General features: G+C 72.7%; 27 protein-coding genes. 18 read left to right on the forward strand and 9 right to left on the reverse strand.

Annotated features, from left to right (window positions below; all coding sequences use genetic code 11):
* Nucleotides 1-9 precede the first annotated feature (9 nt).
* Nucleotides 10-879: a helix-turn-helix transcriptional regulator gene (locus tag B4K29_RS11535; protein WP_286959459.1), complete on the reverse strand. Its 870-nt coding sequence runs from the start codon at nt 877-879 to the stop codon at nt 10-12.
* 257 nt (nt 880-1,136) lie between these two features.
* On the opposite strand from B4K29_RS11535, the gene B4K29_RS11540 reads away from it, so the two are divergent.
* Nucleotides 1,137-1,523, forward strand: a complete 387-nt coding sequence (locus B4K29_RS11540; RefSeq protein WP_286959453.1) for a nuclear transport factor 2 family protein — start codon at nt 1,137-1,139, stop codon at nt 1,521-1,523.
* 25 nt (nt 1,524-1,548) lie between these two features.
* Here the strand turns inward: B4K29_RS11540 and B4K29_RS11545 are convergent, their stop codons facing one another.
* Complete coding sequence (locus tag B4K29_RS11545; RefSeq protein ID WP_286967369.1) at nt 1,549-1,683, reverse strand: hypothetical protein; 135 nt, start codon at nt 1,681-1,683, stop codon at nt 1,549-1,551.
* A 240-nt stretch (nt 1,684-1,923) separates the two neighbouring features.
* Between B4K29_RS11545 and B4K29_RS11550 the strand changes: the two genes are divergently transcribed.
* Nucleotides 1,924-2,502, forward strand: a complete 579-nt coding sequence (locus B4K29_RS11550) for a TetR/AcrR family transcriptional regulator (RefSeq protein WP_286959446.1) — start codon at nt 1,924-1,926, stop codon at nt 2,500-2,502.
* A gap of 25 nt (nt 2,503-2,527) precedes the next feature.
* Here the strand turns inward: B4K29_RS11550 and B4K29_RS11555 are convergent, their stop codons facing one another.
* Nucleotides 2,528-2,995 (reverse strand): MarR family winged helix-turn-helix transcriptional regulator, encoded by a 468-nt coding sequence (locus tag B4K29_RS11555; protein WP_286959438.1) that lies wholly within the window; start codon nt 2,993-2,995, stop codon nt 2,528-2,530.
* Nucleotides 2,996-3,046: 51 nt separating this feature from the next.
* Between B4K29_RS11555 and B4K29_RS11560 the strand changes: the two genes are divergently transcribed.
* From B4K29_RS11560 to B4K29_RS11575, 4 genes are all read left to right on the forward strand, one after another.
* Complete coding sequence (locus tag B4K29_RS11560; protein ID WP_286959437.1) at nt 3,047-3,592, forward strand: hypothetical protein; 546 nt, start codon at nt 3,047-3,049, stop codon at nt 3,590-3,592.
* Between the two features lie 69 nt (nt 3,593-3,661).
* Nucleotides 3,662-4,519, forward strand: a complete 858-nt coding sequence (locus tag B4K29_RS11565) for a hypothetical protein (protein ID WP_286959479.1) — start codon at nt 3,662-3,664, stop codon at nt 4,517-4,519.
* A gap of 95 nt (nt 4,520-4,614) precedes the next feature.
* Nucleotides 4,615-5,430: a sigma-70 family RNA polymerase sigma factor gene (locus B4K29_RS11570; protein ID WP_019285836.1), complete on the forward strand. Its 816-nt coding sequence runs from the start codon at nt 4,615-4,617 to the stop codon at nt 5,428-5,430.
* A gap of 82 nt (nt 5,431-5,512) precedes the next feature.
* On the forward strand, nt 5,513-5,758 hold the full coding sequence (locus B4K29_RS11575) for a hypothetical protein (protein ID WP_286959480.1): 246 nt from the start codon (nt 5,513-5,515) through the stop codon (nt 5,756-5,758).
* Between the two features lie 20 nt (nt 5,759-5,778).
* Here B4K29_RS11575 and B4K29_RS11580 read toward each other — a convergent pair whose 3' ends face one another.
* The 3 genes from B4K29_RS11580 to B4K29_RS11590 are packed head-to-tail and all read right to left on the reverse strand — an operon-like array spanning nt 5,779 to nt 8,705.
* Nucleotides 5,779-6,762, reverse strand: a complete 984-nt coding sequence (locus B4K29_RS11580) for a DNA-3-methyladenine glycosylase family protein (RefSeq protein ID WP_239262322.1) — start codon at nt 6,760-6,762, stop codon at nt 5,779-5,781.
* Between the two features lie 41 nt (nt 6,763-6,803).
* Nucleotides 6,804-7,466 (reverse strand): response regulator, encoded by a 663-nt coding sequence (locus tag B4K29_RS11585; protein WP_029210605.1) that lies wholly within the window; start codon nt 7,464-7,466, stop codon nt 6,804-6,806.
* A gap of 9 nt (nt 7,467-7,475) precedes the next feature.
* Nucleotides 7,476-8,705, reverse strand: coding sequence for a sensor histidine kinase (locus B4K29_RS11590; RefSeq protein ID WP_084412469.1), 1,230 nt, complete (start codon nt 8,703-8,705; stop codon nt 7,476-7,478).
* 163 nt (nt 8,706-8,868) lie between these two features.
* Between B4K29_RS11590 and B4K29_RS11595 the strand changes: the two genes are divergently transcribed.
* Nucleotides 8,869-10,812, forward strand: coding sequence for an alpha/beta-hydrolase family protein (locus B4K29_RS11595; protein ID WP_286967371.1), 1,944 nt, complete (start codon nt 8,869-8,871; stop codon nt 10,810-10,812).
* Between the two features lie 97 nt (nt 10,813-10,909).
* The gene (locus tag B4K29_RS11600) at nt 10,910-11,266 is read left to right on the forward strand and encodes a DUF4342 domain-containing protein (RefSeq protein ID WP_029210602.1); all 357 of its coding nucleotides are present in this window, start codon (nt 10,910-10,912) and stop codon (nt 11,264-11,266) included.
* Between the two features lie 49 nt (nt 11,267-11,315).
* Here B4K29_RS11600 and B4K29_RS11605 read toward each other — a convergent pair whose 3' ends face one another.
* Nucleotides 11,316-11,711, reverse strand: coding sequence for a VOC family protein (locus B4K29_RS11605; RefSeq protein ID WP_037214151.1), 396 nt, complete (start codon nt 11,709-11,711; stop codon nt 11,316-11,318).
* Nucleotides 11,712-11,840: 129 nt separating this feature from the next.
* Between B4K29_RS11605 and B4K29_RS11610 the strand changes: the two genes are divergently transcribed.
* Nucleotides 11,841-12,788, forward strand: coding sequence for an alpha/beta fold hydrolase (locus B4K29_RS11610; protein WP_286967372.1), 948 nt, complete (start codon nt 11,841-11,843; stop codon nt 12,786-12,788).
* Nucleotides 12,789-12,899: 111 nt separating this feature from the next.
* Here B4K29_RS11610 and B4K29_RS11615 read toward each other — a convergent pair whose 3' ends face one another.
* Nucleotides 12,900-13,223 carry a putative quinol monooxygenase gene (locus B4K29_RS11615; RefSeq protein ID WP_019285826.1) on the reverse strand — a complete coding sequence of 108 codons (324 nt, stop codon included), beginning with the start codon at nt 13,221-13,223 and terminating at the stop codon, nt 12,900-12,902.
* A 58-nt stretch (nt 13,224-13,281) separates the two neighbouring features.
* On the opposite strand from B4K29_RS11615, the gene B4K29_RS11620 reads away from it, so the two are divergent.
* Both B4K29_RS11620 and B4K29_RS11625 read left to right on the forward strand, forming a co-directional pair.
* Nucleotides 13,282-14,085, forward strand: a complete 804-nt coding sequence (locus B4K29_RS11620) for a GNAT family N-acetyltransferase (RefSeq protein ID WP_286967374.1) — start codon at nt 13,282-13,284, stop codon at nt 14,083-14,085.
* 145 nt (nt 14,086-14,230) lie between these two features.
* The gene (locus B4K29_RS11625; protein WP_286959388.1) at nt 14,231-15,709 is read left to right on the forward strand and encodes an HNH endonuclease signature motif containing protein; all 1,479 of its coding nucleotides are present in this window, start codon (nt 14,231-14,233) and stop codon (nt 15,707-15,709) included.
* 36 nt (nt 15,710-15,745) lie between these two features.
* Here the strand turns inward: B4K29_RS11625 and B4K29_RS11630 are convergent, their stop codons facing one another.
* On the reverse strand, nt 15,746-16,159 hold the full coding sequence (locus tag B4K29_RS11630; protein WP_019285823.1) for a VOC family protein: 414 nt from the start codon (nt 16,157-16,159) through the stop codon (nt 15,746-15,748).
* A gap of 199 nt (nt 16,160-16,358) precedes the next feature.
* Between B4K29_RS11630 and B4K29_RS11635 the strand changes: the two genes are divergently transcribed.
* From B4K29_RS11635 to amrS, 7 genes are all read left to right on the forward strand, one after another.
* Entirely contained in the window at nt 16,359-17,132 is a 774-nt protein-coding gene (locus B4K29_RS11635) for a pseudouridine synthase (RefSeq protein ID WP_286959387.1), read from the forward strand.
* Nucleotides 17,133-17,142: 10 nt separating this feature from the next.
* Nucleotides 17,143-18,297: a methyltransferase domain-containing protein gene (locus B4K29_RS11640; protein ID WP_029210595.1), complete on the forward strand. Its 1,155-nt coding sequence runs from the start codon at nt 17,143-17,145 to the stop codon at nt 18,295-18,297.
* A 12-nt stretch (nt 18,298-18,309) separates the two neighbouring features.
* Complete coding sequence (locus B4K29_RS11645; RefSeq protein WP_029210594.1) at nt 18,310-18,834, forward strand: GNAT family N-acetyltransferase; 525 nt, start codon at nt 18,310-18,312, stop codon at nt 18,832-18,834.
* A gap of 78 nt (nt 18,835-18,912) precedes the next feature.
* Nucleotides 18,913-19,335 (forward strand): YybH family protein, encoded by a 423-nt coding sequence (locus B4K29_RS11650; RefSeq protein ID WP_084412465.1) that lies wholly within the window; start codon nt 18,913-18,915, stop codon nt 19,333-19,335.
* A 72-nt stretch (nt 19,336-19,407) separates the two neighbouring features.
* Nucleotides 19,408-20,328 carry an AmmeMemoRadiSam system protein B gene (gene amrB, locus B4K29_RS11655; protein WP_286959488.1) on the forward strand — a complete coding sequence of 307 codons (921 nt, stop codon included), beginning with the start codon at nt 19,408-19,410 and terminating at the stop codon, nt 20,326-20,328.
* Nucleotides 20,325-20,918: an AmmeMemoRadiSam system protein A gene (gene amrA / locus B4K29_RS11660; protein ID WP_019285817.1), complete on the forward strand. Its 594-nt coding sequence runs from the start codon at nt 20,325-20,327 to the stop codon at nt 20,916-20,918. Before amrB ends, amrA begins: the two co-directional genes overlap by 4 nt.
* The gene (amrS, locus tag B4K29_RS11665) at nt 20,915-21,991 is read left to right on the forward strand and encodes an AmmeMemoRadiSam system radical SAM enzyme (RefSeq protein WP_239262351.1); all 1,077 of its coding nucleotides are present in this window, start codon (nt 20,915-20,917) and stop codon (nt 21,989-21,991) included. Before amrA ends, amrS begins: the two co-directional genes overlap by 4 nt.
* Nucleotides 21,992-22,025 lie beyond the last annotated feature (34 nt).

Genomic DNA, 22,025 nt, shown 5'->3' on the forward strand with positions numbered 1-22,025 from the left:
CCGAGCAGGCTACTCGCCGTCTGTGGGTGGCAGCACAGGTGAGTCGAGGCGGGCCATGGCGTCGTACTCCGGGCTGCCCGGCTCGGCGTGGTAGGTCATCATCGTCAGCCCGCCCTCCCCCTCGATCCGCAGGACCTGGTAGTCGACGGTGAGCTCGCCGACGAGGGGGTGGAGCAGCCGCTGCGAGCCCGTGACGTAGAGGTCGACGTCATACCGGTCCCACAGTCGGCTGAATTCGGGGCTCGTCCGGCGAAGGTCGGTCACCAGGGCGGCCACGTCGGCAGCGTTGGGCTCGGTCGAGGCCAGACGCCGCAGGGCCGACACGAGTCCCGCAACCTGAGCCTCCCAGTCGACGTAGAGCTCACGCGCCGCCGGGTGCAGGAAGCCGTAGCGCGCCGCATTGCGCTCGGCCTCGGGCCAGTCGGACAGTCCGGCGAGCAGGCGCAGGCCGGACGGGTTCCACGCCAGGTAGTCGCCGATGCGGTTGGTGACGAACGACGGGAGTGGACGCAAGGCGTCAAGCATGCGGATGACACCCGCCGGGACGTCGGACCCGACGGTGACGTTGTCCGCGAGGTCCATGCGGTCGGCCTGCTGCGCCAGCTCGCGCAGGTGGTCGCGCTCGGCGTCGTCGAGCAGGAGCGCCCGCGCCAACGACTCGACCACCGCCGGGCTCGGGCGCCGCTCCTTGCCGCGCTCCAGGCGGATGTAGTAGTCGTTGCTGATGCCGGCCAGCGCAGCCAGCTCCTCGCGTCGCAGACCGGGGGTACGGCGCATCCCGATTCCTCGGCGCAGCCCGGCCTGCTCGGGAGCCAGGCCGTCGCGGCGTGCCTTGAGGAAGGCGCCGAGCGGCGACTCGTGGCGGGGGCGTGAGGGCATGCCAGCCATTCTCGCCGTGGCTGGGGAGGTGTGCCACTCCCCCGAACACGCCGGTCTTCCTCGACTCCACGAGCGACGGGAGGCTCGAGTCATGACGACCACATCCACTCGCGGGGCTACGGCGATGCTCGTCACCGTCCTCACGATCGGCGCCGGAGTCCGGTGACCAGGCCACCACGGCGGCACCAACCAGCGCGAGCTCCAGCCCCAGCACCAGTACTGCTTCGAGCCAGGAGCCGACACCCGAGGAGACGTCGATGTCCGAGAACCTGAGTCAGCGCGACCGCGAGGCGATCGCGGCCAATGTCCAGGCCCGCCAGCGTGCCATGGTCGACGGGGACACAGCAGAGCTCCGGGAGCTATCGGCGCCCGACTCCCGCTCCGAGCACATCTCGGGCTATGACCAGCCGCGCGAGGAGTGGTTCGACCAGATCGAGTCGGGCTACTTCGACTACCACACCATCGACGACGACTCGATCGACATCACGCCGGTCGCAACGGACGCGGTGAGGGTGGTGACCCGCAGGACGATCGACGTCACCATCGCTGGGTCGCGGAACACGTGGCGGCTCGAGTCGACCGCCGACTACGTCAGGGTGGACGGTCGCTGGCTGTCGGGCAACAGCCGCTCGCGGATGCTGTAGGACTCCCCTGGCCAGACCCCGCGAGTCAGCCGCGCTTGGGGTGGATCGCCTTGTCGACCTGGCTCGCCGGACTCTCAGCGGCCTTCTTCTCGCGCCGCTTCTCCTTGAGGGACTTGGTGCTCTTCTGCGACAACGAGTGCCGCGGGGACTTGTCGGACATGGCCACTCCCTAGCGGAGCCAGCGGCTCCTTCCCCTGACCGTACGCCTGTCATGGGTCAGGCGGTACCCCCGACGCGCGGCGCACCCGCCTCGCCCCAGCGCGGTCCCTCGATGGGCACACCTCTTGCGCTGAATACGACCGTATGCAGCAGGGCGAATACGCTCGTATTCACTAGCCAAGGTGGTCACCACCGCCACCACTCCCCTGGCCGGCGTCGCGGCGTGACTACCCTGGACGTCATGCCCCTCACGCAGCGGCAGGCGGAGCTCGCCGACGCCGCCCTCGCGATCGTCGCGCGGGACGGCAGCGCGGCGGTCAGCTTCCGCACGATCGCCGCGGAGTCCGGCTGGTCCCTCGGGGCGGTGCAGCGAGCCTTCGCCAGCAAGGGCGAGACTGAGGCCGCCATGCTCGAGCGGCTCCGCGCCGGGGTCGGCACGCCTCCGGGGGAGCCCGGCCGGCCGACGCTGCAGACCTGGCTCGTGGAGCTCGTCGTCTCGACCCTCCCCCTGGACGAGCGGCGACGAGCCCTGACGCTGCAGGGCGCTGCCTTCGCCGAGCGTGCGGCACACGACAGCTCCATCGGTGCCACCATCGCCGCCGGCGACGACGAGATCCGTGGGCTGCTCGCCTCCCTCGTCAGCCGCGCCACGGCGGAGGGCGAGATCGGCCGCGACATCGATCCGGACGCCACCGCTCACCTCGTCCTCGCCCTGGCGCAGGGCCTCGCGGCTCAGCTGCTCTACCAGCCTCTCGACGAGGACGAGGTGCGCCCGCTCGTCCACACCGCCGTCGGGCGCCTCCTCGGGCACCCCTCCTAGCAGCAGGGTCAGCCCCACGACGTCCTCAGCGGGGCGAGGGTCGTTCCTGCCGCAGCTCGGAGGCCGCCGCCCTGACGGCAGTCATCAGGTCCTGCAGCACCGCCTGCACCTCGTCCGGATCACGCTCCAGGTGAGCAAGGACGCGCACGTAGCCCAGGCCGAAGGCGTCATACGCGCGGTCGTGGATCCGCTGCCCCGCACGGGTCAGCCGCACCTCCTGCCGGCGCTGGTCCGTCCGGCCGCGCTCCTTGACGACCCACCCCCTCCTGGCGGCCGACGCCAGCCAGTCGGACATCGTCGTGAGCGGTATGCCGAACCGCCCCGCCAGCTCGGTCGCCGTCGTCCCCGGGGTGAGCAGGATCGCGCTCAGCATCGCGTAGTCGGGACCATCCAGCTCCAGGTCGGCCAGGGCCACGGCCATCAGCTCGCCGACCGCTCGATCCAGCACGAATGCGTCGAGGAGCGGAGTGCTGCGGAGCGGCCTGACCTGCATGGACGGATGCTACCCCGAGACAATGCTACGGATCCGGAGTATCTTGTCGGCATGTCGCGACGCCGCCGTTCGACCCTGGCCGTGATCACCCTGGCCCTCGTGGCCGCGTGCGCGGACGGCGCAGGCTCGGCCGGCCCCAGCACGGGCCCGTCCTCCAGCGGAGCGGGCGGAGGATCGACGAGCACCACTGCGGCGCAAGGCCCCTCGGCCCTCCCCACGCTGTCAATCCCCGGCCTCCGGACGGCCGTCGTGACGGACCAGCTGGCCGTGCCCCGCCGGGTCGTGCGCCTCGACCGGACCCGCCGCCTCGTCCAGGACCAGGTCGGCACGATCCGCGTGCTGCAGGGCGACGTGCTGCGCGCCCAGCCGTTCCTGGACGTGCGGGCCAGCACGCTCGGCCCCAGCTCGAGCTCGCTGGAGCTGGGCCTGGCGGGGTTCCAGCCGGCACCCGACTTCGCGACCTGGACCACGATCAGCCTGCCGATCACGACGGGCGGCAAGCTGTGGGACCTCACCACCGACGGGGAGCACCTCTATCTCATGCTGGCCACCCCCGGTGGGCCCGCTGGGACGATGCTGCGAATCGAGCGGGCCTGACGTCGCCGTCATCACCGTCCCGCCTCGCGCAGGGCATCCTGGACCAGACACCCAGGAGGCAGAGGCACCGTGCCCGACGACACCAGCTCCCGCGAGCACAGGCCGGGGCGGCGCGCCGTCCTCGTCGGCGGCGCCGCGACGCTCGCGACCGCCGCGGCCCTGTGGGCAGCACGAGATCCCTTGCAGGAGACCGTGGACCAGCTGTCAGAGAGCGACCCGTCGACGCCGTCGGGCGATCCGACCGGCGTCGCGTCCGAGCAGCTGCCGCGCCTCGATCGGCTGGCTGGCGCCCGCCTCTACTACGAGGTCTCCGGGACACCGACGGGGTTCCGGATCGAGCCTGCGTTCGCCCAGCGGCTGTCCGACACCCTGGCCCGGCACTGGACCTACCTGCCCGCACCGCCACCGGCCCAGCTCTGGTCGTATGGCGCCTGGGTCAGGGCCGAGGACCGCCCTCGCCTCTCGTGGCACCACGCCGGACGCGCCTTCGACCTGGCCCGGGTCCGCACCGGTGCAGGTCAGGAGCTGGTCAGCTGCCGCTACGACCTGTGGCAGAGCGCCACCGGCGGGGAACGGGCCGCGCGCGAGCGCTCGTACTGGCGCCTCGCCGCCAGCCTGCACCACGACTTCGCCTCGGTCCTGACCTATCTCTACGACCAGGCGCACCACAACCACATCCACGTCGACGACGGCCGCTCCGGTCCCGCCGGCAGCGCCTTCTCCCCCGGCTCGCGCGTGCAGGTCCAGGCCGTACAGGCCATGTGCCGTCACGTCTGGGGCCTCGACATACAACCGACCGGGTCCTGGGACGACGACACGCGGTCGGCGACGCAGGACGTCCTCGAGCGCGTGGGCGTCGGCGGCCGGCTCACGCAGGGGCAGAGCCACTGGCGGGCCTTCCTCGACGCGACGGCGCGGCAGGCCTGACGCGCCTGCCCCTCCCCGCACCGGCAGGCGGTCACACCTGGGCTGATCCCGGAGTCACTACCCATGACGGACCACGTGATGGGAGTGTGACGACCATGGACCAGACGGACGCCTTCGAGGCGGTGCGGCCGCGGCTGCTGCGGATCGCGGGCGGGGTGCTCGGGGACCGCGCCGAGGCCGAGGACGTGGTGCAGCAGGCGTGGATCCGACTGCAGGGCACCGACGCCGACATCGACAGCCTGACCGCCTGGCTCACCACCGTGACCACGCGACTGTGCCTGGACCGGCTGCGGGCCCGCACCCCCCTGCCCGTCGACGACCTCGAGCTCACCGCCACCGCGCCCGACCCGGCCGACGAGGTCGCCCTCGCCGACACCGTCGGTGTGGCGCTGCAGGTCGTCCTCGACCGGCTGACCCCGGCAGAGCGGGTGGCGTTCGTGCTGCACGACACCCTCGCGATCGACTTCCCCACGATCGCGGCGATCCTCGGCACGACCCACGCGGCCGCTCGCAAGCTGGCCTCCCGTGCGCGACGCAAGGTCACGCAGCCCCGGGCCGAGGAGCGACGCGCCGACTGGGAGGTCGTGGACGCCTTCCTCGCCGCGGCCCGCGAGGGTGAGTACGCCCGGCTCCTCGAGCTGCTCGCGCCCGACGCGGTCGTGGCCGCCGACGCGGCCGCCATCACCGCGGGCACCCCCACCCGGCTGGAGGGCCGCCGGGCCGTGGCGGAGATGTTCGACGGGGCCGCCAGGGCCGCGCTGCCCACCCTCCTCGAGGGCCGCCCCGGCGCGGCGTGGTACCACCGCGGCGAGGCGCGGGTCGCCTTCGACTTCACGATCGTCGACGGGCTGGTGCACCGCATCGACTTCCGGGCCGACCCGGCCGTCCTGGCAGCCCTGACCCGTCGTTGACGCCCGGCGGTCACACTCGGCCGCCGCCTGTCGTCACCAGAGCATCACCGCACCATCACAGCGACCAACAAGGAGCACGATCGTGAAGACCGTGAAGAACATGACCTGCCGCCAGCTCGGCGGACCCTGCGACACCACCCACACGGGCGAGACCGCCGACGACGTCATCCACGCCCAGGACCAGCACCTCAAGGACGCCGTCGCCGGCGGCGACACCGCCCACGAGGAGGCCGCCCGCGAGATGCGGGGACGCTGGAAGAACCCCGTCAAGGGCATGGGGTGGTACCGCGACGCCAAGAAGGCCTTCGCCGCGCTTCCCGAGGGCTGAGCCCTGCGCCGCAGCTGTTGCTAGCGTCGGAGGCGTGACCCTGCTGCGTCCGATGACGCTCGCGCGGCGGCCTGCCACAGGTGCATGACGGCGTAGGACCGCCATGGCGCCCAGGACTCCGCCCGCCGGGCCAGGACCCGGTGCGCCTCGCGTGTGGGCACGGGGGCCGGGAGCATGCCCAGCGAACGGGCGCCGGCCACCAGGGCCACGTCGGTGGAGAGCCAGGCGTCGGGGTCGCCCAGCACGCGCATCGCGACGTACGCAGCGGTCCACGGACCGATCGACGGTCGCTGGACCAGGCTCTCCCGCAACAGGACCGGGTCCGTCGCGCGGTCGATCACGAGTGCACCGGAGGCCAGGTCACGAGCAGCCGTCAGGACAGCTGCCGTGCTGCGTCCCGGCAGCCGGAGCGGACGCTGCGGGTCCGGAGCCGTCCCGGGCACCGGATCGGGGACGACCTCGGCGATCTGGGTCGGGGTGGGAAACAGCCTATCCAGACCCGGGACTCGCGCGTCGTATGCCGAACCGCCCGCCTGGACAAGGCGACTCAGGTGCGTCCGGGCCGCGGCGACGGAGATCTGCTGGCCCACGACGGCACGCACCAGCAGCTCGGCGGCGTCGACCGAACCGGGTACCCGGATGCCCGGCACGTCTCGAACCGCCAACGACAGCAACGGGTCTCGCGCCAGCGCAGCGTCGGCGGCGATCGCGTCGTGGTCGAGGTCGAGCAGTCGCCGTGCCGCGTCCACGAGCTCGGACTCCTGCGCTCCGCCGGACGTATCGACCTGCACCTCGAGTCGCCAGCCCGCGCCGGCGGCACGGGCCGAGACGCCGAGAGTGCCTGTGCCAGAACGTGTCCGGAGCGTCCGGGCATAGGTCAGCCGGTCGCCCGCCAGGTGGGCGACCTCCACGCCCGGCACGGCGCGAGCGGCCAGGAAGGCGAAGACGCCGGGCGCGTCATACGGCTCGTGCACGCCCAGGTCGACGACCGCTCCCCCGGTCATCCCACGGGCCATCCCGTCGGCCGCGCCCCTCCCGGCCGTCGTCACCCGGGGGTCACCACGCCGTTCTCGTAGGCGAACACGACGGCCTGGGCGCGGTCGCGCAGCGCGAGCTTGGTCAGGACCTTGCTGACGTGCGTCTTGACCGTCTGGTCCGAGAGGTAGAGGCGGGCGGCGATCTCGGCGTTGGACATGCCGGTGGCGACCAGCTCGAGGATCTCGCGCTCGCGGCCGGTCAGCCGCGCGAGGGAGCCCGTGGCGGCCCGTCGCGGGGGTCGGCGCCGGGTCACCTCCTCGATCAGCCGGCGGGTGATCGAGGGCGCGAGCAGCGACTCCCCCGCCGCGACGACCCGCACGGCGCGGACCAGCTCGTCGGCGGGGGCGTCCTTGAGCAGGAAGCCGCTGGCGCCCAGCCGCAGCGCCTCGTAGACGTAGTCGTCGATGTCGAAGGTCGTGAGCATGAGGATCCTCGACGGCGGGTCAAGTCGTCGCGAGACGATCTCGGCGGTGGCCTCGAGGCCGTTGAGCACGGGCATGCGGACGTCCATGAGGACGACGTCGGGCCGCAGCCGCACGACCTCGGAGACCGCCTCCCGGCCGTCCGCGGCGTGGCCGACGACCGTGAGGTCCCGCTGGGCGGCGAGCAGCGCGCCGAAGCCCTCGCGGACCATGGCCTGGTCGTCGGCGATCAGCACGGTGACTGGCACGGTCACAGCCTAGGCCTCGTCCCGGACGGTGGCCCGGGCCGGCAGCGTGGCCCGCACCTCGAACCCGCCGTCCTCCGACGGCCCGGCGCTCAGGGAGCCCCCGACCGAGGCGGCCCGGAACTGCATGCCCAGGATGCCGTTGCCCGCGTGCGTCCCCGGCTCCGGCGTGCGGGACGAGAGCCCGTTGCGGACGCGCACGACGACGGTCGGACCGAGGTCCAGGTCCACCTGCACCTCGGCGCCCGGTGCGTGCCGCGAGGCGTTGGCCAGAGACTCCTGCAGGATGCGATAGGTCACCATCGCGGTGGCCGTCCCGCACCCGTCCGGATCGCCCTCGACGTCCCAGCGCAGGTCCAGCCCCGCCTCGCGCGCCTCCCGCAGCAGCTCGAGGGCGTCGGCGATGCCGGGCTGCGGGACGTCCTCGGCCAGCTGCCCGTCGCTGCGCAGCACGCCCAGCAGCCCACGGACCTCGTTGAGGGCCTCCCGGGCCTGGTCGGCGATGGCGGTGAACTCGACGGACACCTGCGGATCCACCCCGCCGAGCCGGTATGGCGCGCTCTGGGCCTGCACGACGACCATCGACATGCGGTGGGCGACCACGTCGTGCAGGTCGCGGGCGATGCGGGTGCGCTCCTCGGCGATCGTGCGGCGAGCGCGCTCGAGCTCGCCGAGCTCGGTCTGCTGGGCCAGCTCGCGCTGGGACCGCAGCAGCCAGCGGGCGAGCAGGCCCACGCCGAGGACCGCCGTCAGGCCGAAGACCCAGCCGGGGGCGAGCTCTCCCGGCAGGAAGGCGATGCACAGGGCGGTGGTGGCGACCCAGGTCGTGACCAGGGCACGCCGGCTCTCCCGGACCCCGACGGCCACGAGCAGGGCCAGCAGCACCAGGAACGCCGTGACCTGCCACGGGAAGTCGTAGCCGGGCTGGCGGCGGAACAGCACCGGCACCACCATGCCGCCCGCGCACCACAGCGCCCACCCCAGGAAGGGATGGCGTCGCAGCAGCAGGAGCGGTGCGACCCCGGCAGCGGCGACGACCGGACGCAGGCTCGTCGGCACGTCGTGCGTGAGCGACAGGGTCGGCCACGCGATCGTGAACAGCAGCAGGGTGAGGGCCCACAGCCAGTAGGACAGGGCCCGCACGCTGACCGCCGAGATCCGACGGATCCCGCCGCGGGCCAGCCTCGCCGGGGCGCGCGGCGGCGCTGGGCGCCTCCACGGCCGTTCACGCGTCCTGGTCACGCTTCGACAGTACGCACGGACGGCGGCCGCGTCGTCATACCGGCGGGTGAGACAGGACCGACCCTCCACGGTGAGAGGGCTCGCCCACCCCGCCGCAGCGGCGGGCCGCTCACGGCACTCGCGGGCGATCCGCCGCTCGTCGCGAATTCCTAGCGTCACAGCCATGACTCGTCCTCCGCCCCGTGTCCTCGCCGTCCTGCTGGTCGTCATCGCCGCCGCGCTGGCCCTGACGCTCGTCAACCTCGTGCGGGGAGGCTCCGACGTCGCCCCGCCGTCGTCGCCCGCCGGCCGAGCCGTGACGGCCCTCACGACCAGCACCGGCACCCAGGCGCTGCGGGCGGTCCCGGACGACTTCGAGGCCACCCTCGGCTACCAACCGGTCCTGCAGGACGGCGAGCTGGTGCGTCCCGACGGCGACTGCTCGTCCCCGGTCCCGCTCCCCCGCACGTTCGAGCCGGCCTGCCGCCAGCACGACCTCGGCTACGACCTGCTGCGGCACGCCGCGCTGACCGGGCGCCCTCTCGGCGGCTGGGCCCGCACCTCGATCGACGAGCTGCTCCGCGTCCGCCTCCAGCGGGCCTGCGCGGCCACGGGGAACCCTGCGTGCGACGTGAGCGCGCAGGTCGCCTCGTCGGTGGTCGCCCTGAACTCCTGGCGGCAGCTCGGAGGCGTGCCCCAGGAGACGCCGGCCGTCCAGGCGTCCCTGGCGGCGTCGACCGCCGGCGTGCTGGGTGTGGGGACGCTGACGCTGCCGGGTCGGCGCCGTCGCGCGGTGGCGGCTGCGCTGCGGGCCCGCCTGCCGGGCGCCCTCACCTCCGCGCTGGTCGCGGTGGCGGTCCTGGTGTCCCTGGCCCCCTCGCTGCTCCCTCGCCCCGCCGTCGTGCAGGGGCCGCTGACGGGGGTGCTGGTGGCCGTTGCCCTCGGGGTTGGTGGGGTGGTGCGGCTCGTATGGCGCCGCCTGCCCCCTCGCCGCCTGCCCCCTCGCCGGCCGCTGCCGATCGGCCGGGGCCGCGCCCTGGCGGTCGGCAGCGGTCTCGCGGCGGTGGGCGTCGGGTCAAGCCACCGCTACCAGGAGAGCCTCGCGCTGCGCCTGGACATGGCGGGTCCTGACGGGACCTACTGGCCGGCGGTCGTGACCCTGGCCGTCGTCGTGGCGCTCCTGCTGACGGGGCTGGCTCGTGGGGTCGGGCTCGGGGTCAGGGTCGGCGTCTCCCAGTTGCGCGCCCTGCGGCCTCGGGTGCGGCTGCTCGTGACGGGGGGGTGCGGCGTCATCATGCTCGTGCTGGGGCTGGCGGCGGGGTCGGGGGCGGTGCAGGGGCCGGTGCTCGGCCTGCTGGACAAGGACCTCGACGCCCATCACGCGATGCTGCAACGGTCCTCGGTGGGGTCCGGTCGGGTCTTCGTGCGGGTGTCGGACGTCGGCGAGGCAGCCGCGCCCGAGCAGGCGGCCCGGCTCGCCGCGTCCCGCCTCGTGGAGGCCGGGGTCCGGGGACGCCGCGCGGTCGTGGTCGTGGTCCCGACAGGGAGCGGCTGGGTCAACCGCAACGCGATCGAGGGCTTCGAGCGACAGCTCGGCGCGGGGGTGGCGACGGTGGCGGTGCAGTACGACCGTTCGCCCAGCTGGTTGAGCCTGCTCGCCGAGCGCGACGTTAGCGCGGCGTCGGCGCGGGCGGTCGTCGACGCCGTCGCCGCGCGGATCGACGAGCTGCCGGCCGGGGAACGCCCCGCCCTCTACGTCTACGGTGAGTCGCTCGGCGCCCTGGCGGGGCAGGCGGCCCTCGCCGATCACGCGCGGGCCTCACACGTGTGCGGATCCTTGTGGTGCGGCGTGCCGGGCGGGGGCACGCTCGGCATCGCCCGCGAGCGGGCCCTCGCCAACGCCGACGACCCGATCGTGCACCTCGTCCCCGGCACGGCCACCCACCGGCCGCTGCGCTGGGCCGGCGCGCTGTGGCTGCCGTGGGTGAGCTACGGCGGGGCCGCCGTGGACACCCTGTCCTCCCTCGCGCCCGGAGACGGTCACGGCCACCGGTACGGACCCGAGCAGGACTGGACCCCGCCGACGTGCAGCACCCCCGTGGCGGCCGGGGCCCGGCATACGGGCTGACCGGGGGTCCGGCCAGGGTCGTCCCCGAGTGCGAGCCCCCAGGCCCCCTGCCTAGGTTGGAGGCATCACCACCGACAACCTCCAGGGGGAGCAGATCATGAGCGACGCACCGCAGGACAAGCAGACCTTCACCGAGCGGATGGACGTGGCCAGCCACCAGCTGGTCGGCAAGGTCCGCGAGCTGGTCCAGGACGGCAACGCCAAGCGCGTCGTCATCAAGGACCAGGACGGCAAGGAGCTGCTGACCGTGCCGCTGACCATGGGCGTCGCCGCGGGTGGCGTCCTGACGCTGGCCGCCCCGATGCTCGCCGCCATCGGAGCCGTCGCGGCCCTGGTGACCAAGGTGCAGCTCGAGGTGGTGCGCGAGGGCACGCCCGGCGAGGCTGCCGCGACCGGCTCGGACGAGCCCGGCGCCGGTCAGCCGGACGTCACGCCCCTCGGCGACGGCAGCTGAGCAGCCGTACCGCGACCCACCCGAACCACCCAGCGCGAGGGCGCCCGTGTCAGCGGGCGTCCTCGTCGGGCTGGTGGATGCCGAAGACGTTGCCCTCGGTGTCGAGGTAGTAGCCCTGCCACGCCATCCCGGGGAGGGCGTACTTGGGCAGGGCCAGCGTCCCGCCCGCCTCGAGGATGCGCTGCTCGGACTCGTCGTAGTCCTCGACGCCCATGGTCAGCACGGCGCCCTTGACCGCGCCGTCGGCCGCCGGCGACGGGCCCTGTCGCTGCATGAGGGCACCGTTGATGCCGAGCGTGCCCTCCTCGCCGGTCGTGACGCCGGCGTAGGGCAGGCCGGCGAACTCGCTCCAGTCCTCGTAGCTCCAGCCGAACGCCGCGGCGTAGAACGCCATCGCGCGGTCGAGGTCGTCGACGTGGATCTCGAAGTGCACAGGACGGGACATGGTGGCCTCGCTGGTTCGTCGGTGGGCGACGGTGGACGTCGGTGGACGTCGTCGGTGACGTCGGACCGGCACGAGTCTGCCGGACTAGGGTGGCCATGGCCAGACTCTCGACGACGAACGGCGCCCACCATGACGGATCACGTCGACACCCCTCCCCTGCACTCCTTCACCCGCGCCGGGCTGACCTTCGAGGTCATCGACAGCGGGCCGCGCGACGGCGAGGTGGTCGTGCTGCTGCACGGCTTCCCCGAGGACGCGACGGCCTGGACGGCGGTCTCGGAACGCCTGCACGCCAAGGGTTTCCGGACCCTCGCGCCCAACCAGCGGGGGTACTCCCCCGCCGCGTCGCCGGCCGGCAACGACGCCTACCGCGTCAGCGAGCTCGTGCGCGACGTGCTGGCCCTCGTCGACGCGTCGGGCGCCGGGCGCGTCCACCTGGTCGGGCACGACTGGGGAGGTGCCGTCGCCTGGGCCACCGCGCTGTCGGCACCCGACCGCCTGCTGTCCCTGACCGTCCTGTCCACGCCCCACCCCGCGGCGATGGAGCGAGCCATGCGGACGCCGGACCAGGCACGACGCAGCTGGTACATGCTGGCGTTCCAGGTGCCCGGCCTGCCCGAGCGGGTGCTGTCCCGGTCGATGCTGCGGTTCCTGACCAGCGCCGGCCTGCCCGCCGACCACGCCCAGCGGTATGCCGCCCGCTTCGCCACCCCGGCGAGCCTGCGCGGCCCGATCGGCTGGTACCGCGCAAGCGCCCCCTGGCGGTCGCTGACGTCCGGCGGTCTCGGCTCGAGAAAGGTTGCTGACGGGCGTGGGGCCGCGGCGAGGAGTGCCGGCTCGACGAACGGTGCTGCTGCGCAGCGGTCCTCGCAGGTCCAGGTCCCGACGACCTACGTGTGGGGACGCCACGACGTCGCCCTCGGCCGCGCCGCCGCGGAGGCCACGGCTGCGCTCGTCGACGCGGACTACCGGTTCGTGGAGCTCGACGCCGGGCACTGGCTCCCCGAGTGCAACCCCGACGACGTCGCCGACGCGATCACGGACCGAGCGCGAGGCGGACGCGGCACGCATGACTGACGCGCCGGCTCCCCGCAGCCCGGCGGCTCGCGTCACCGATCGTGACGTCGGGCCGGACGGGCGGCGGTGACCAGCTCCGTCATACGGGCTGAGCCTGGGTCCTGCTGAGCCTCAGGGCATCTCGATCTCACCGAGCTCGTCCCAGCCGGTGCCGGGCTTCTCGAACGAGATGACCTTGGGACGTGTGGCGGCGTACTTCCCCTGCGTCTTCATGGCCTCGGCGAAATGGCCGGACTCCACGTGCTCCTTGCCGGCCTGCGCGTCCTTGTAGGCCTCGATGAGGACGTACTCGTTGGGGTTGTCGCACGAGCGCGACCACTCGAACCACAGGCAGCCCGGCTCGGCGCGGCACGCCTCGGTGAACTCCCGTGTCAGCTCGAGGAAGTCGTCGGCGTACTCCGGCTTGACGTCCCACTTGACGGTGATCGTGATCATCGGGCGCTCCTCGCAGATCGGGTTTGTCGTCGCCCCATTGTGGGCCAGGCTGACCCCCATGACGGACCTCTCCCCCGCGGACCTGCTCGCCCGGTACGACGCCCAGCTCCGCGACGAGGCCGAGCTCGTCTCGGCCGGCACCAAGGAACGGCACGGGCCCGTCCTCTGGGGGGTGTATCGCGGGGTGCGCGGCTTCGTCACCTACCGGGACCTGGGCGGGCTCGACGCGGCCAGGATCGAGCAGCTGGTGCAGGAGACGCTCGAGCACTATCGCTCGGACGAACGAATCACCAGGGTGGAGTGGAAGACTCGCGGCCACGACGTGGCGCCAGGACTGCACGACGCCCTGGTCACCCAGGGGTTCGTCCCGGGCGCACCGGAGTCCGTGATGATCGGCGAGGCTGCGAAGCTCGCGGTGGACGTGCCCCTGCCTGACGGGGCGGCCGTCGAGCTGCGGCGGGTCGAGTCGGAGGCCGACGTGCGGCGACTGTGCGAGGCCGCGGACGAGGCCTTCGGCGAAGCCGTCCCGGGGATGGCCGATGAGCTGCTCGACCGCCTGGCGCTCGGGCGCGACGACCTGGAGCTGTGGGTCGCCGAGATCGACGGGCTGGTCGTGTGCACCGGTCGGATCGAGCCTGTCGTGGGCACCGAGTTCGCCGGCCTCTGGGGCGGGGCGACGCTCGCACAGTGGCGTGGGCGAGGGATCTATCGAGCCCTGACGGCGGCGCGGGCACGCTCGGCGCTGCGGCGCGGCGCGACCTTGCTGCACAGCGACTCGACCGAGCACTCCCGCCCCATCCTCGAGCGCTCCGGCTTCGTGAAGGTCACCACGACGACGCCGTACGTCTGGCGGCGGCCGTGAGCCTCTGGCGCTGGGGCCCTCGCCTCGCGGGTGCGAGATGACGTCGACCTCACAGGTCGTGGCGGCTGATCGGCATACGGTCAAATGATGGCTATCAGGGTCAAACGCTCTATATTTTCGATGTATCGTTCGATACCGTGGTCGTATGACGTACACCGACGTTCTCGCGGCAAGGGGCACCCTCGACGGGGCCCTGGAGGCGTTGCGCGTGCTCGGTGCTGGGGTGAGCTCGGTCCAGTCCATGGATCTGGCCGGGTTGGCGGTGACCGCGACGCAGGTCGCTGCGGCGGCGCGGGGCCTGGCGTGCGCCGTCACCATCGAGGCCGGCGAGCGGGGTGTGATCCGCGAGTCGGGGTCGACTGGCGCGGCCGCCTGGCTGACCGATGCCGGCGCCGCGCTCACCGAGACCGACGCGCACGCCATCCGACGGGCGATCGACACGACGACCCGGCCGGTACTGTCCGGGCTCCGCGACGCGCTCAGGACGGGTGACGTGACTCCGAGCGACGCGGGCCGCGCCGCCTCTGTCTTCGACGAGCTGCGCACCGCCACCGACCCGGCCATGCACGACGAGATCGCCGAGGCCGCCACGACCCTCGCCCGCCAGTGCACCAGCCGGCGCTCGCTGGCCCGGTTCAAGACCGACATGCTCGCCCGCTACGGCACCCTCGACAGCGAGGAACGCACCCGCAGCCACCACGCCGCCCAGCGCGGCCTGTCCGGATTCACCGAGATGCCGGACGGGCTCTATCGCCTCGAGGGCCTGCTCTCCCCGACCGACAAGGCCACCTTGGACGCCGCCCTCACGGCTCTGTCGGCGCCGGTCCCCAACCCCGAGCCCGGCCAGATCGACACCCGGCTCCCCCGCGAGCGCCGCTTGGACGCTCTCATGCGGATGGCGGAGCTCGTCGGCGCCTCCACGGTGACCGGACCCATGGGTGCCGGCACCAGGGTCAACCTCACGCTCCCGCTGGATGCGCTCGCCCGGCCGTGCGAGCATCGGGCCAAGGACATGTTCGGGCTCTGGCGGCCCACCGGGGAGCCGTGCGACTGCACCACGCCCGTGGCCGCCGTCGACGACCTCGGCACCCACCTGCTTCCGGCCTACGCCCGCGAGCTCTCCTGCGATGCCGAGGTCACGCCCGTCTGGCTGGGTGAGGGTGGTCAGCCCCTGACCCTTGGACGGACGGAGCGTCTGGCCAGCAAGGGGCAGCGGAGCGCGCTCGAGGTGCGCGACGGCGGATGCAGCTTCCCCGGCTGCGACAACCCCGCCTCCTGGTCACGGGTCCACCACATCGTCCACTGGGCCGACGGTGGCGCCACCGACGCCGACAACCTCGCCCTGCTGTGCGGACCGCACCACCGGTTCGTCCACCGGCACGACATCACCGGACGCGTCACCCCCGACGGCGGCCGGGTCGAGTGGGACGTGGTCAACGTCCTGGGCGGGTGGCGCCCCGCACCCCGACCTGCAGACGCAACTGGCCCGCCCGACCCGGCGGACGCCACAGGCACCCCTGACCGGACACCACCGGCAGGCGACTCCGTCGAGGCGCACGGGGAGACGCCGGGCGTGAACCGGCCGGAGACCGATCCGCCCGGCGACCACGACCTGGCGACCTGACCCGTTGCCGTGTGCCCTGGTGCCTCCGCGCCGGGGTCAGGCGGCCATGCCCACGCACAGCTGCCAGGTCACGCCGTAGCGGTCCCCCACCCACCCGAAGTACGGCGCGAATCCGTAATCACCGCGCGGCATGTAGACCTGCCCGCCATCGACCAGGACGTCCCAGACCCGATCGAGCTCGGCCTGGTCCGCGCAGTCGACCCACAGCGAGATCGACGGGGTCAGGCCGAACGCATGGGAGACCCCCGAGTCCACCACCATGACGCGGTGGCCCTTGAGCTCGGCGGACGCGTGCAGGACCGGCCCGGTCGCCTGCCCCAGATCACCCTCACGACGAGCCACCAGCCCCGCGACCCAGTCACCCCCGAAGGCCTCGGCATACAGGTCGAGGGCGCCCTCGGCGCCTCCCTCGAGCATGATGAACGTCGCGGCACCCTGGGTCTGCGTCATGACGCCACCCTAGACGGGCATGACGGGCCGGAACAGGCATGATGACCCGGTGCCTCCCCGCTCCCCGCTCCCGCCCCGCCACGGGCTGCAGTCGGCCTGGGTGCGTACTCCGGACCGGGATCCGGGCCGGGTCGCCCCCTGGGAGACGATGCGAGACTGGTTACGGCACAAGCTCCCTGACGAGGTCGATGTCGAATCGATGCTGGCCGCAAAGCGATTCGTGGACGACGATGGTCACCCCTGGACCGGAGACGAGCCCTACCGCCCGCACACCTTCGTGTGGTTCCACCGTGACCTGCGCGAGGAGCCTGTCGTGCCAGGCGAGCTCACCGTCCTGCACCAGGACGAGCGGATCGTCGTGGTGGACAAGCCGCACTTCCTCTCGACCATCCCGCGCGGGCGCCACGTCACTCAGTCGGTGGTCGTCCGTGCGCGCGGCACGCTCGATCTACCCGAGCTCGGACCCGCTCACCGGCTCGACCGACTGACCGCCGGGGTGCTCGTCCTCACGACCGAGCGACGCTGGCGGGCGCCCTACCAACGGATGTTCGAGCAACGGATCCCGGTCAAGACCTACGAGGCCATCGCCCCGCTCCGCCCTGATCTGACCCTGCCTCTCACGCTGCACAGCCACATCGTCAAGGACCGGGATGTCCTGACGGCCCGCGAGGTCCCGGACGCGCCACCCAACGCCGAGACCGCGGTCGAGCTGGTCGAGGTGCGTGGCGGATTCGGACGCTACCGGTTGTCGCCCCGCACGGGACGGACGCATCAGCTGCGCCTGCACCTGGCGTCCCTCGGCATCCCCATCGTCGGCGACCCGCTGTATCCCACCGTCCTGCCCGACGCCGTCGACGACGTCAGCGAGCCCTTGCGCCTCCTGGCCCGGACGCTGGCGTTCGTCGATCCCGTGGACGGGACGCGGCGCAGGTTCGACAGCGAGCGCGAGCTGGCCTGGCCTAGCTGCCCGTAGCCTTGCCGCCATGCAGTGCGACTACTTCGACGCGGGGCGGTGCCGGTCGTGCACCTTCATGGGCGTTCCCTACACCGAGCAGCTCGCCGACAAGCAGCGCACCGTCGCCGACGTCCTGGCGGGCCACGTCCCCGAGGACGCGTGGCTCGACCCCCGACCCAGTCGCGAGAGCGAGTTCCGCAACAAGGCGAAGCTCGTCGTGGCGGGCACCACGGCAGCGCCGACCTTCGGCATCCTGGACGCCGGCGGGGCGGGGGTCGACCTGCGCGGATGCGGGCTCTACGAACCCGGGCTGCACGAGGCGGCGCTGGCGCTCGCCGAGGTCGTCCCCCGTCTCGGGCTCCAGCCGTATGACGTGCGCGGACGCCAGGGCGAGCTCAAGCATCTCCTCGTCACCCACTCCCCCACGGGCGAGCTCATGGTGCGCTTCGTGCTGCGCTCGACCAACCAGCTGGGTCGTCTGCGACGCGGCGTCCCGGTGCTGCTCGAGGCCCTGCCGCAGATCCGGGTCCTGTCGGCCAACCTCCAGCCCCGCCACGCCGCCGTGCTCGAGGGTGACGAGGAGGTCCTTCTCAGCGAGGCCGATACCCTGCCGATGCCTGTCGCCGGCGTGACGCTCCACCTCGGCACCCGCAGCTTCTTCCAGACCAACACCTCTGTCGCGGAGTCGTTGTACGCCCAGGCGGGCGACTGGGTCCTCGACGCGCAGGTCGGCACGTTGTGGGACCTCTACTGCGGCGTGGGCGGATTCGCGCTCCACGCGGCCGACCGGGCCTGCGCGTCCGGTCGGTCGATCCAGGTGCTGGGCATCGAGGTCTCACCCGAGGCGATCAGCAGCGCCCGCCGCAGCGCCGACGAGCTGGGTCTCGGCACAGCCCGATTCATCGACGGCGACGCGACCAGCCTTGCCCTGGAAGCGGACTCGCGTCCGGATCTGGTCGTGGTCAATCCCCCACGACGCGGGATCGGTGGCCCGCTCGCCCGCTGGCTCGAGGAGTCTCCCGCCTCCACCGTGATCTACTCCAGCTGCAACCCCGCCACGTTGGCGCGCGACCTGGCGGACATGCCCTGCTGGCAGGTCACCGCGGCAAGGCTGTTCGACATGTTCCCCCAGACCGCGCACGCCGAGGTCCTCGTGCGCCTGCAACGCCCCAGACCTCGCTGAGATGATGGCCCCATGACCGTCATCCGGCCCCTCGACCTGGCGGACGTGCCCGCTCTGACCGAGCTGGTCCTCACGAGCCGAGAGCACCTGGCGCCGTGGGAGCCGGCGCGCCCGGAGCGCTTCTACACCGAGGAAGGCCAGCGCGAGATGGTGCGCCTGGCCCTCGCCGAGCGCCATGGTGGCCGCATGGGCCCCTATGTCGTCACGGACGAGCGCGGGCGGATCGCGGGACGCATCACCCTCAACAACATCGTCCGGGGCGCCGGGCAGTACGCGAGCGTGGGGTACTGGCTCGGCGCGGGATTCACCGGACGGGGGCTGGCGACGCGTGCCGTGGCCGAGCTGTCGGACCTTGCCTTCGGCGAGTGGCAGCTGCACCGCCTCGAGGCCGGCACCCTGCTGCACAACCTCGCCTCGCAGCAGGTCTTGGAGCGCAACGGATTTCAACGCTACGGCCTGGCGCGCAAGTACGTCATGATCGCGGGCACCTACCAGGACCACCAGCTCTACGAGCTGCTCTCGCCGGACCTTCGCTAGCTCACCGCCGGTCGTTCACGGTCGGCCCTGGGGGCAGGGGTCTTGTGCGGCATCGTCACGGATGTATACGGTGTTCACATGATGAGCATGGATGCTACCCAGCTGATCTCCTCCTACGAGCAGGCGGTCGCCTCGATCGACGTCGACGGGCTGCTGGAGCTCTACGCGGACCACGTCCGGGTCTTCGACGGCACGTCGGCCTGGCAGTATCCCTCCAAGGACGAGTGGCGGGCCGCCGTCGTCGAGTGGTTCGGCTACCTGTCCGGCAACGGGATCTGCGAGATCCGCGAACCACGGGTCGCCGGCTCCGACGACCTCGTCGTCATCTCCGGGCTGGCGTTCTACGCCGCCGACGATCGCCAGGGCGGGCGCGCGGAGATCGTCTCCCGGTTCACCCAGGTGTGGGAGCCCGGCGATGGCGGCCCGCGCATCACGCACGAGCACACCTCGCTCCCGCTCGACGACCAGTGCCAGCACCCGCTGCCGCAACCCACGACCTGACCCGGACCGCGAGCGCGTCCCGAGCACGACACATCTCCCCGCCGGCCACGAGCCCGGCCTACGCTGGGACGCATGGCAGTGCGACGACCCGCCGTCGCGGGCACGTTCTACCCCGCCCAGCCCGCGGTCCTCGAGCAGCTGGTGGACCAGCTGCTGGCCGAGGCCGGCACGTCGGGCACGTCACGAGTGCCGCACACGGACCCGCTGCGTGCTGACTCGCCGCCCACTGAATACTCCGGCCCGAACCCGTCACGCACCGCCTCGCCTGCGGCCACCGCACCGATCCGGCTCGGCGCGTGGTCGGTCATCGCCCCGCACGCCGGCTACGTCTACTCCGGGTCGACGGCCGCGGTCGCCTACCGCCACCTCCGTCGCGACGGCATCGAGCGGGTCGCGGTGCTGGGCCCGACGCACCGCGTGCCCCTCCGTGGTGTCGCGACCTCGAGCGCCTCGGCGTGGAGCACCCCTCTCGGGGAGGCCCGGGCGATCGTGCCACCCTCCGTGGCAGCGCTGCCCCAGGTCGTCGTCAGTGACGAGGCCCACGCCCCGGAGCACTCCATCGAGGTCCACGTGCCCTTCCTGCAGCGGCTGCTCCCCCAGGCCGACCTCGTCCCGCTCGCGGTCGGTCGCGCCACTCCCTCCGAGGTCGCCGACGTCGTCGACGCGCTGCTGGACGATCCGGCGACAGTCGTCGTCATCAGCTCCGACCTGTCCCACTACCTGCCGTATGACGCCGCCCGTCGCCTCGATCGCGACACCATCGACCAGGTCACCGCCCTGAGGGGCGACCTCGACCACGAGCAGGCCTGCGGCGCGACCCCCATCAACGGCCTCATGGAGCACGCCCGCCGCCGAGGGGGCACGATCCGCGCGCTGGCGTCGTGCTCGTCCGGCGACACGGCAGGCGACCGCGACCGGGTCGTCGGCTACGCGGCCCTCGCGCTCGAGGAGAAGGCGTTCGAGGAGACGGCATTCGTGGAGGCCGGGCCATGACCTCCACCGTCCCGGCCGACGCCGGCCCCGTCCTCCTCGCCGTCGCACGCGGCGCGATCCACGGCCGCCTCGGCATCGCCGCCCGGCAGTCCGACGCCGACTTCCCCGACCCGCTGGACGGCCCCACCCGGGAGAGGTGGCTGCTCGACGACGGCGCCTCGTTCGTGACCCTGCACCTCGACCGCCGCCTCCGCGGCTGCATCGGCACGCTGACGGCATACCGACCGCTCCTCGACGACGTCCGCGCCAACGCCGTGGCGGCGGCCAGCACGGACCCGCGCTTCCCGCCGGTCGGGCCCGACGAGGCGCCGCACCTCGCCATCGAGGTGTCGGTCCTGTCGGTCCCCGAACCGATCCAGGTCACGTCGGAGCGCGACGCGGTGCTCGCCCTGCGGCCGCGGGTGGACGGGGTGGTCCTCGAGGCAGCTGGTCGTCGCGCGACCTACCTGCCACAAGTGTGGGACCAGCTCACCGACCCCCTGGACTTCCTGCGCAGCCTGCGCGCCAAGGCGGGCCTGCCCCGGGACCACTGGGACGATGGCGTGCGCCTCTCCCGATACAGCGTCACGTCCTTCGAGGAGGAGCCGTGAGCAGCCTCGCCCGCTACTGGCACGCCACCGACGACGGGCGGGTCCGTTGCGTCCTGTGCCCCCGCGAGTGCACGCTGCGCGAGGGGCAACGCGGCTACTGCTTCGTGCGTCGCAACGAGGGCGGCGAGCTGCACCTGACGACCTACGGGCGCTCCAGCGGGTTCTGCCTCGACCCCGTCGAGAAGAAGCCGCTGCGTCACTTCTACCCCGGCACCAGCGTCCTGTCCTTCGGGACCGCGGGGTGCAACCTCGGCTGTCGCTTCTGCCAGAACTGGGACATCTCCACGTCCCGCGAGATGGACCGCCTGCAGGACGACGCCTCCCCCGCACAGATCGCCGACGCGGCCCGCGACTGGCAGGCCGCCTCGGTGGCCTTCACCTACAACGACCCGGTGATCTTCGCGGAGTACGCCATCGACGTCGCGCACGCCTGCCACGAGCGCGGGGTCCGGACGATCGCCGTGACCGCGGGCTACGTCCAGGGCGAGGCACGTCGCGACTTCTTCGCGCCCATGGACGCCGCGAACGTCGACCTCAAGGGCTTCTCCCCCGAGTTCTACCGCGGGGTCACCGGCGCGCGTCTCGACACGGTGCTCGCGACCCTCACCTATCTGGTCCACGAGACCGACGTGTGGGTCGAGCTGACCACGCTGCTCATCCCGGGGCACAACGACAGCGACGACGAGATCGAGCGCATGTGCCGGTGGGTCGTGGCAGAGCTCGGCCCGGACCTGCCGCACCACTTCACGGCCTTCCACCCCGACAACCGGATGCGAGACGTGCCGCGCACTCCGGTCGACACCCTGGAGCGCGCCAGACGCATCGCGACGGACGCCGGCGAGCACTTCGCCTACACCGGCAACGCGCGCAACCCTGAGGGCGACACGACGCGATGTCCCGGATGCGGCTCAGCGGTGATCGAGCGCGCCGGCTACACCATCACGGGCTACCGGCTCGACGAGCAGGGCCGGTGCGAGCGCTGCGGCATCTCTCTCCCGGGCCGGTATGCCGACCAGCCCGGCGACTTCGGCACCCGCCGCATCCCGCTGAGGATCACGCCCGCGGGGCGCTGACACGTCGGGTGCGGCGAGGTGAGGCGGCTTGCTC

Origin of the sequence: Arsenicicoccus sp. UBA6765 (assembly GCF_002453335.1) — a bacterium.
Taxonomy (GTDB): domain Bacteria; phylum Actinomycetota; class Actinomycetes; order Actinomycetales; family Dermatophilaceae; genus Arsenicicoccus; species Arsenicicoccus bolidensis.

What these genes read in the sequence shown, in the direction of transcription:
- B4K29_RS11610 (WP_286967372.1), top strand. Translation starts at nt 11,841, where the DNA reads ATGACGGATCACGTCGACACCCCTCCCCTGCACTCCTTCACCCGCGCC.
- B4K29_RS11560 (WP_286959437.1), top strand. Translation starts at nt 3,047, where the DNA reads ATGTCGCGACGCCGCCGTTCGACCCTGGCCGTGATCACCCTGGCCCTC.
- B4K29_RS11550 (WP_286959446.1), top strand. Translation starts at nt 1,924, where the DNA reads ATGCCCCTCACGCAGCGGCAGGCGGAGCTCGCCGACGCCGCCCTCGCG.
- B4K29_RS11580 (WP_239262322.1), bottom strand. Translation starts at nt 6,762, where the DNA reads ATGACCGGGGGAGCGGTCGTCGACCTGGGCGTGCACGAGCCGTATGAC.
- B4K29_RS11595 (WP_286967371.1), top strand. Translation starts at nt 8,869, where the DNA reads ATGACTCGTCCTCCGCCCCGTGTCCTCGCCGTCCTGCTGGTCGTCATC.
- B4K29_RS11615 (WP_019285826.1), bottom strand. Translation starts at nt 13,223, where the DNA reads ATGATCACGATCACCGTCAAGTGGGACGTCAAGCCGGAGTACGCCGAC.
- B4K29_RS11645 (WP_029210594.1), top strand. Translation starts at nt 18,310, where the DNA reads ATGACCGTCATCCGGCCCCTCGACCTGGCGGACGTGCCCGCTCTGACC.
- B4K29_RS11555 (WP_286959438.1), bottom strand. Translation starts at nt 2,995, where the DNA reads ATGCAGGTCAGGCCGCTCCGCAGCACTCCGCTCCTCGACGCATTCGTG.
- B4K29_RS11545 (WP_286967369.1), bottom strand. Translation starts at nt 1,683, where the DNA reads ATGTCCGACAAGTCCCCGCGGCACTCGTTGTCGCAGAAGAGCACCAAG.
- B4K29_RS11635 (WP_286959387.1), top strand. Translation starts at nt 16,359, where the DNA reads ATGCTGGCCGCAAAGCGATTCGTGGACGACGATGGTCACCCCTGGACC.
- B4K29_RS11600 (WP_029210602.1), top strand. Translation starts at nt 10,910, where the DNA reads ATGAGCGACGCACCGCAGGACAAGCAGACCTTCACCGAGCGGATGGAC.
- B4K29_RS11650 (WP_084412465.1), top strand. Translation starts at nt 18,913, where the DNA reads ATGATGAGCATGGATGCTACCCAGCTGATCTCCTCCTACGAGCAGGCG.
- B4K29_RS11620 (WP_286967374.1), top strand. Translation starts at nt 13,282, where the DNA reads ATGACGGACCTCTCCCCCGCGGACCTGCTCGCCCGGTACGACGCCCAG.
- B4K29_RS11630 (WP_019285823.1), bottom strand. Translation starts at nt 16,159, where the DNA reads ATGACGCAGACCCAGGGTGCCGCGACGTTCATCATGCTCGAGGGAGGC.
- B4K29_RS11570 (WP_019285836.1), top strand. Translation starts at nt 4,615, where the DNA reads ATGGACCAGACGGACGCCTTCGAGGCGGTGCGGCCGCGGCTGCTGCGG.
- B4K29_RS11625 (WP_286959388.1), top strand. Translation starts at nt 14,231, where the DNA reads ATGACGTACACCGACGTTCTCGCGGCAAGGGGCACCCTCGACGGGGCC.
- amrA (WP_019285817.1), top strand. Translation starts at nt 20,325, where the DNA reads ATGACCTCCACCGTCCCGGCCGACGCCGGCCCCGTCCTCCTCGCCGTC.
- B4K29_RS11640 (WP_029210595.1), top strand. Translation starts at nt 17,143, where the DNA reads ATGCAGTGCGACTACTTCGACGCGGGGCGGTGCCGGTCGTGCACCTTC.
- B4K29_RS11605 (WP_037214151.1), bottom strand. Translation starts at nt 11,711, where the DNA reads ATGTCCCGTCCTGTGCACTTCGAGATCCACGTCGACGACCTCGACCGC.
- B4K29_RS11535 (WP_286959459.1), bottom strand. Translation starts at nt 879, where the DNA reads ATGCCCTCACGCCCCCGCCACGAGTCGCCGCTCGGCGCCTTCCTCAAG.
- amrB (WP_286959488.1), top strand. Translation starts at nt 19,408, where the DNA reads ATGGCAGTGCGACGACCCGCCGTCGCGGGCACGTTCTACCCCGCCCAG.
- B4K29_RS11540 (WP_286959453.1), top strand. Translation starts at nt 1,137, where the DNA reads ATGTCCGAGAACCTGAGTCAGCGCGACCGCGAGGCGATCGCGGCCAAT.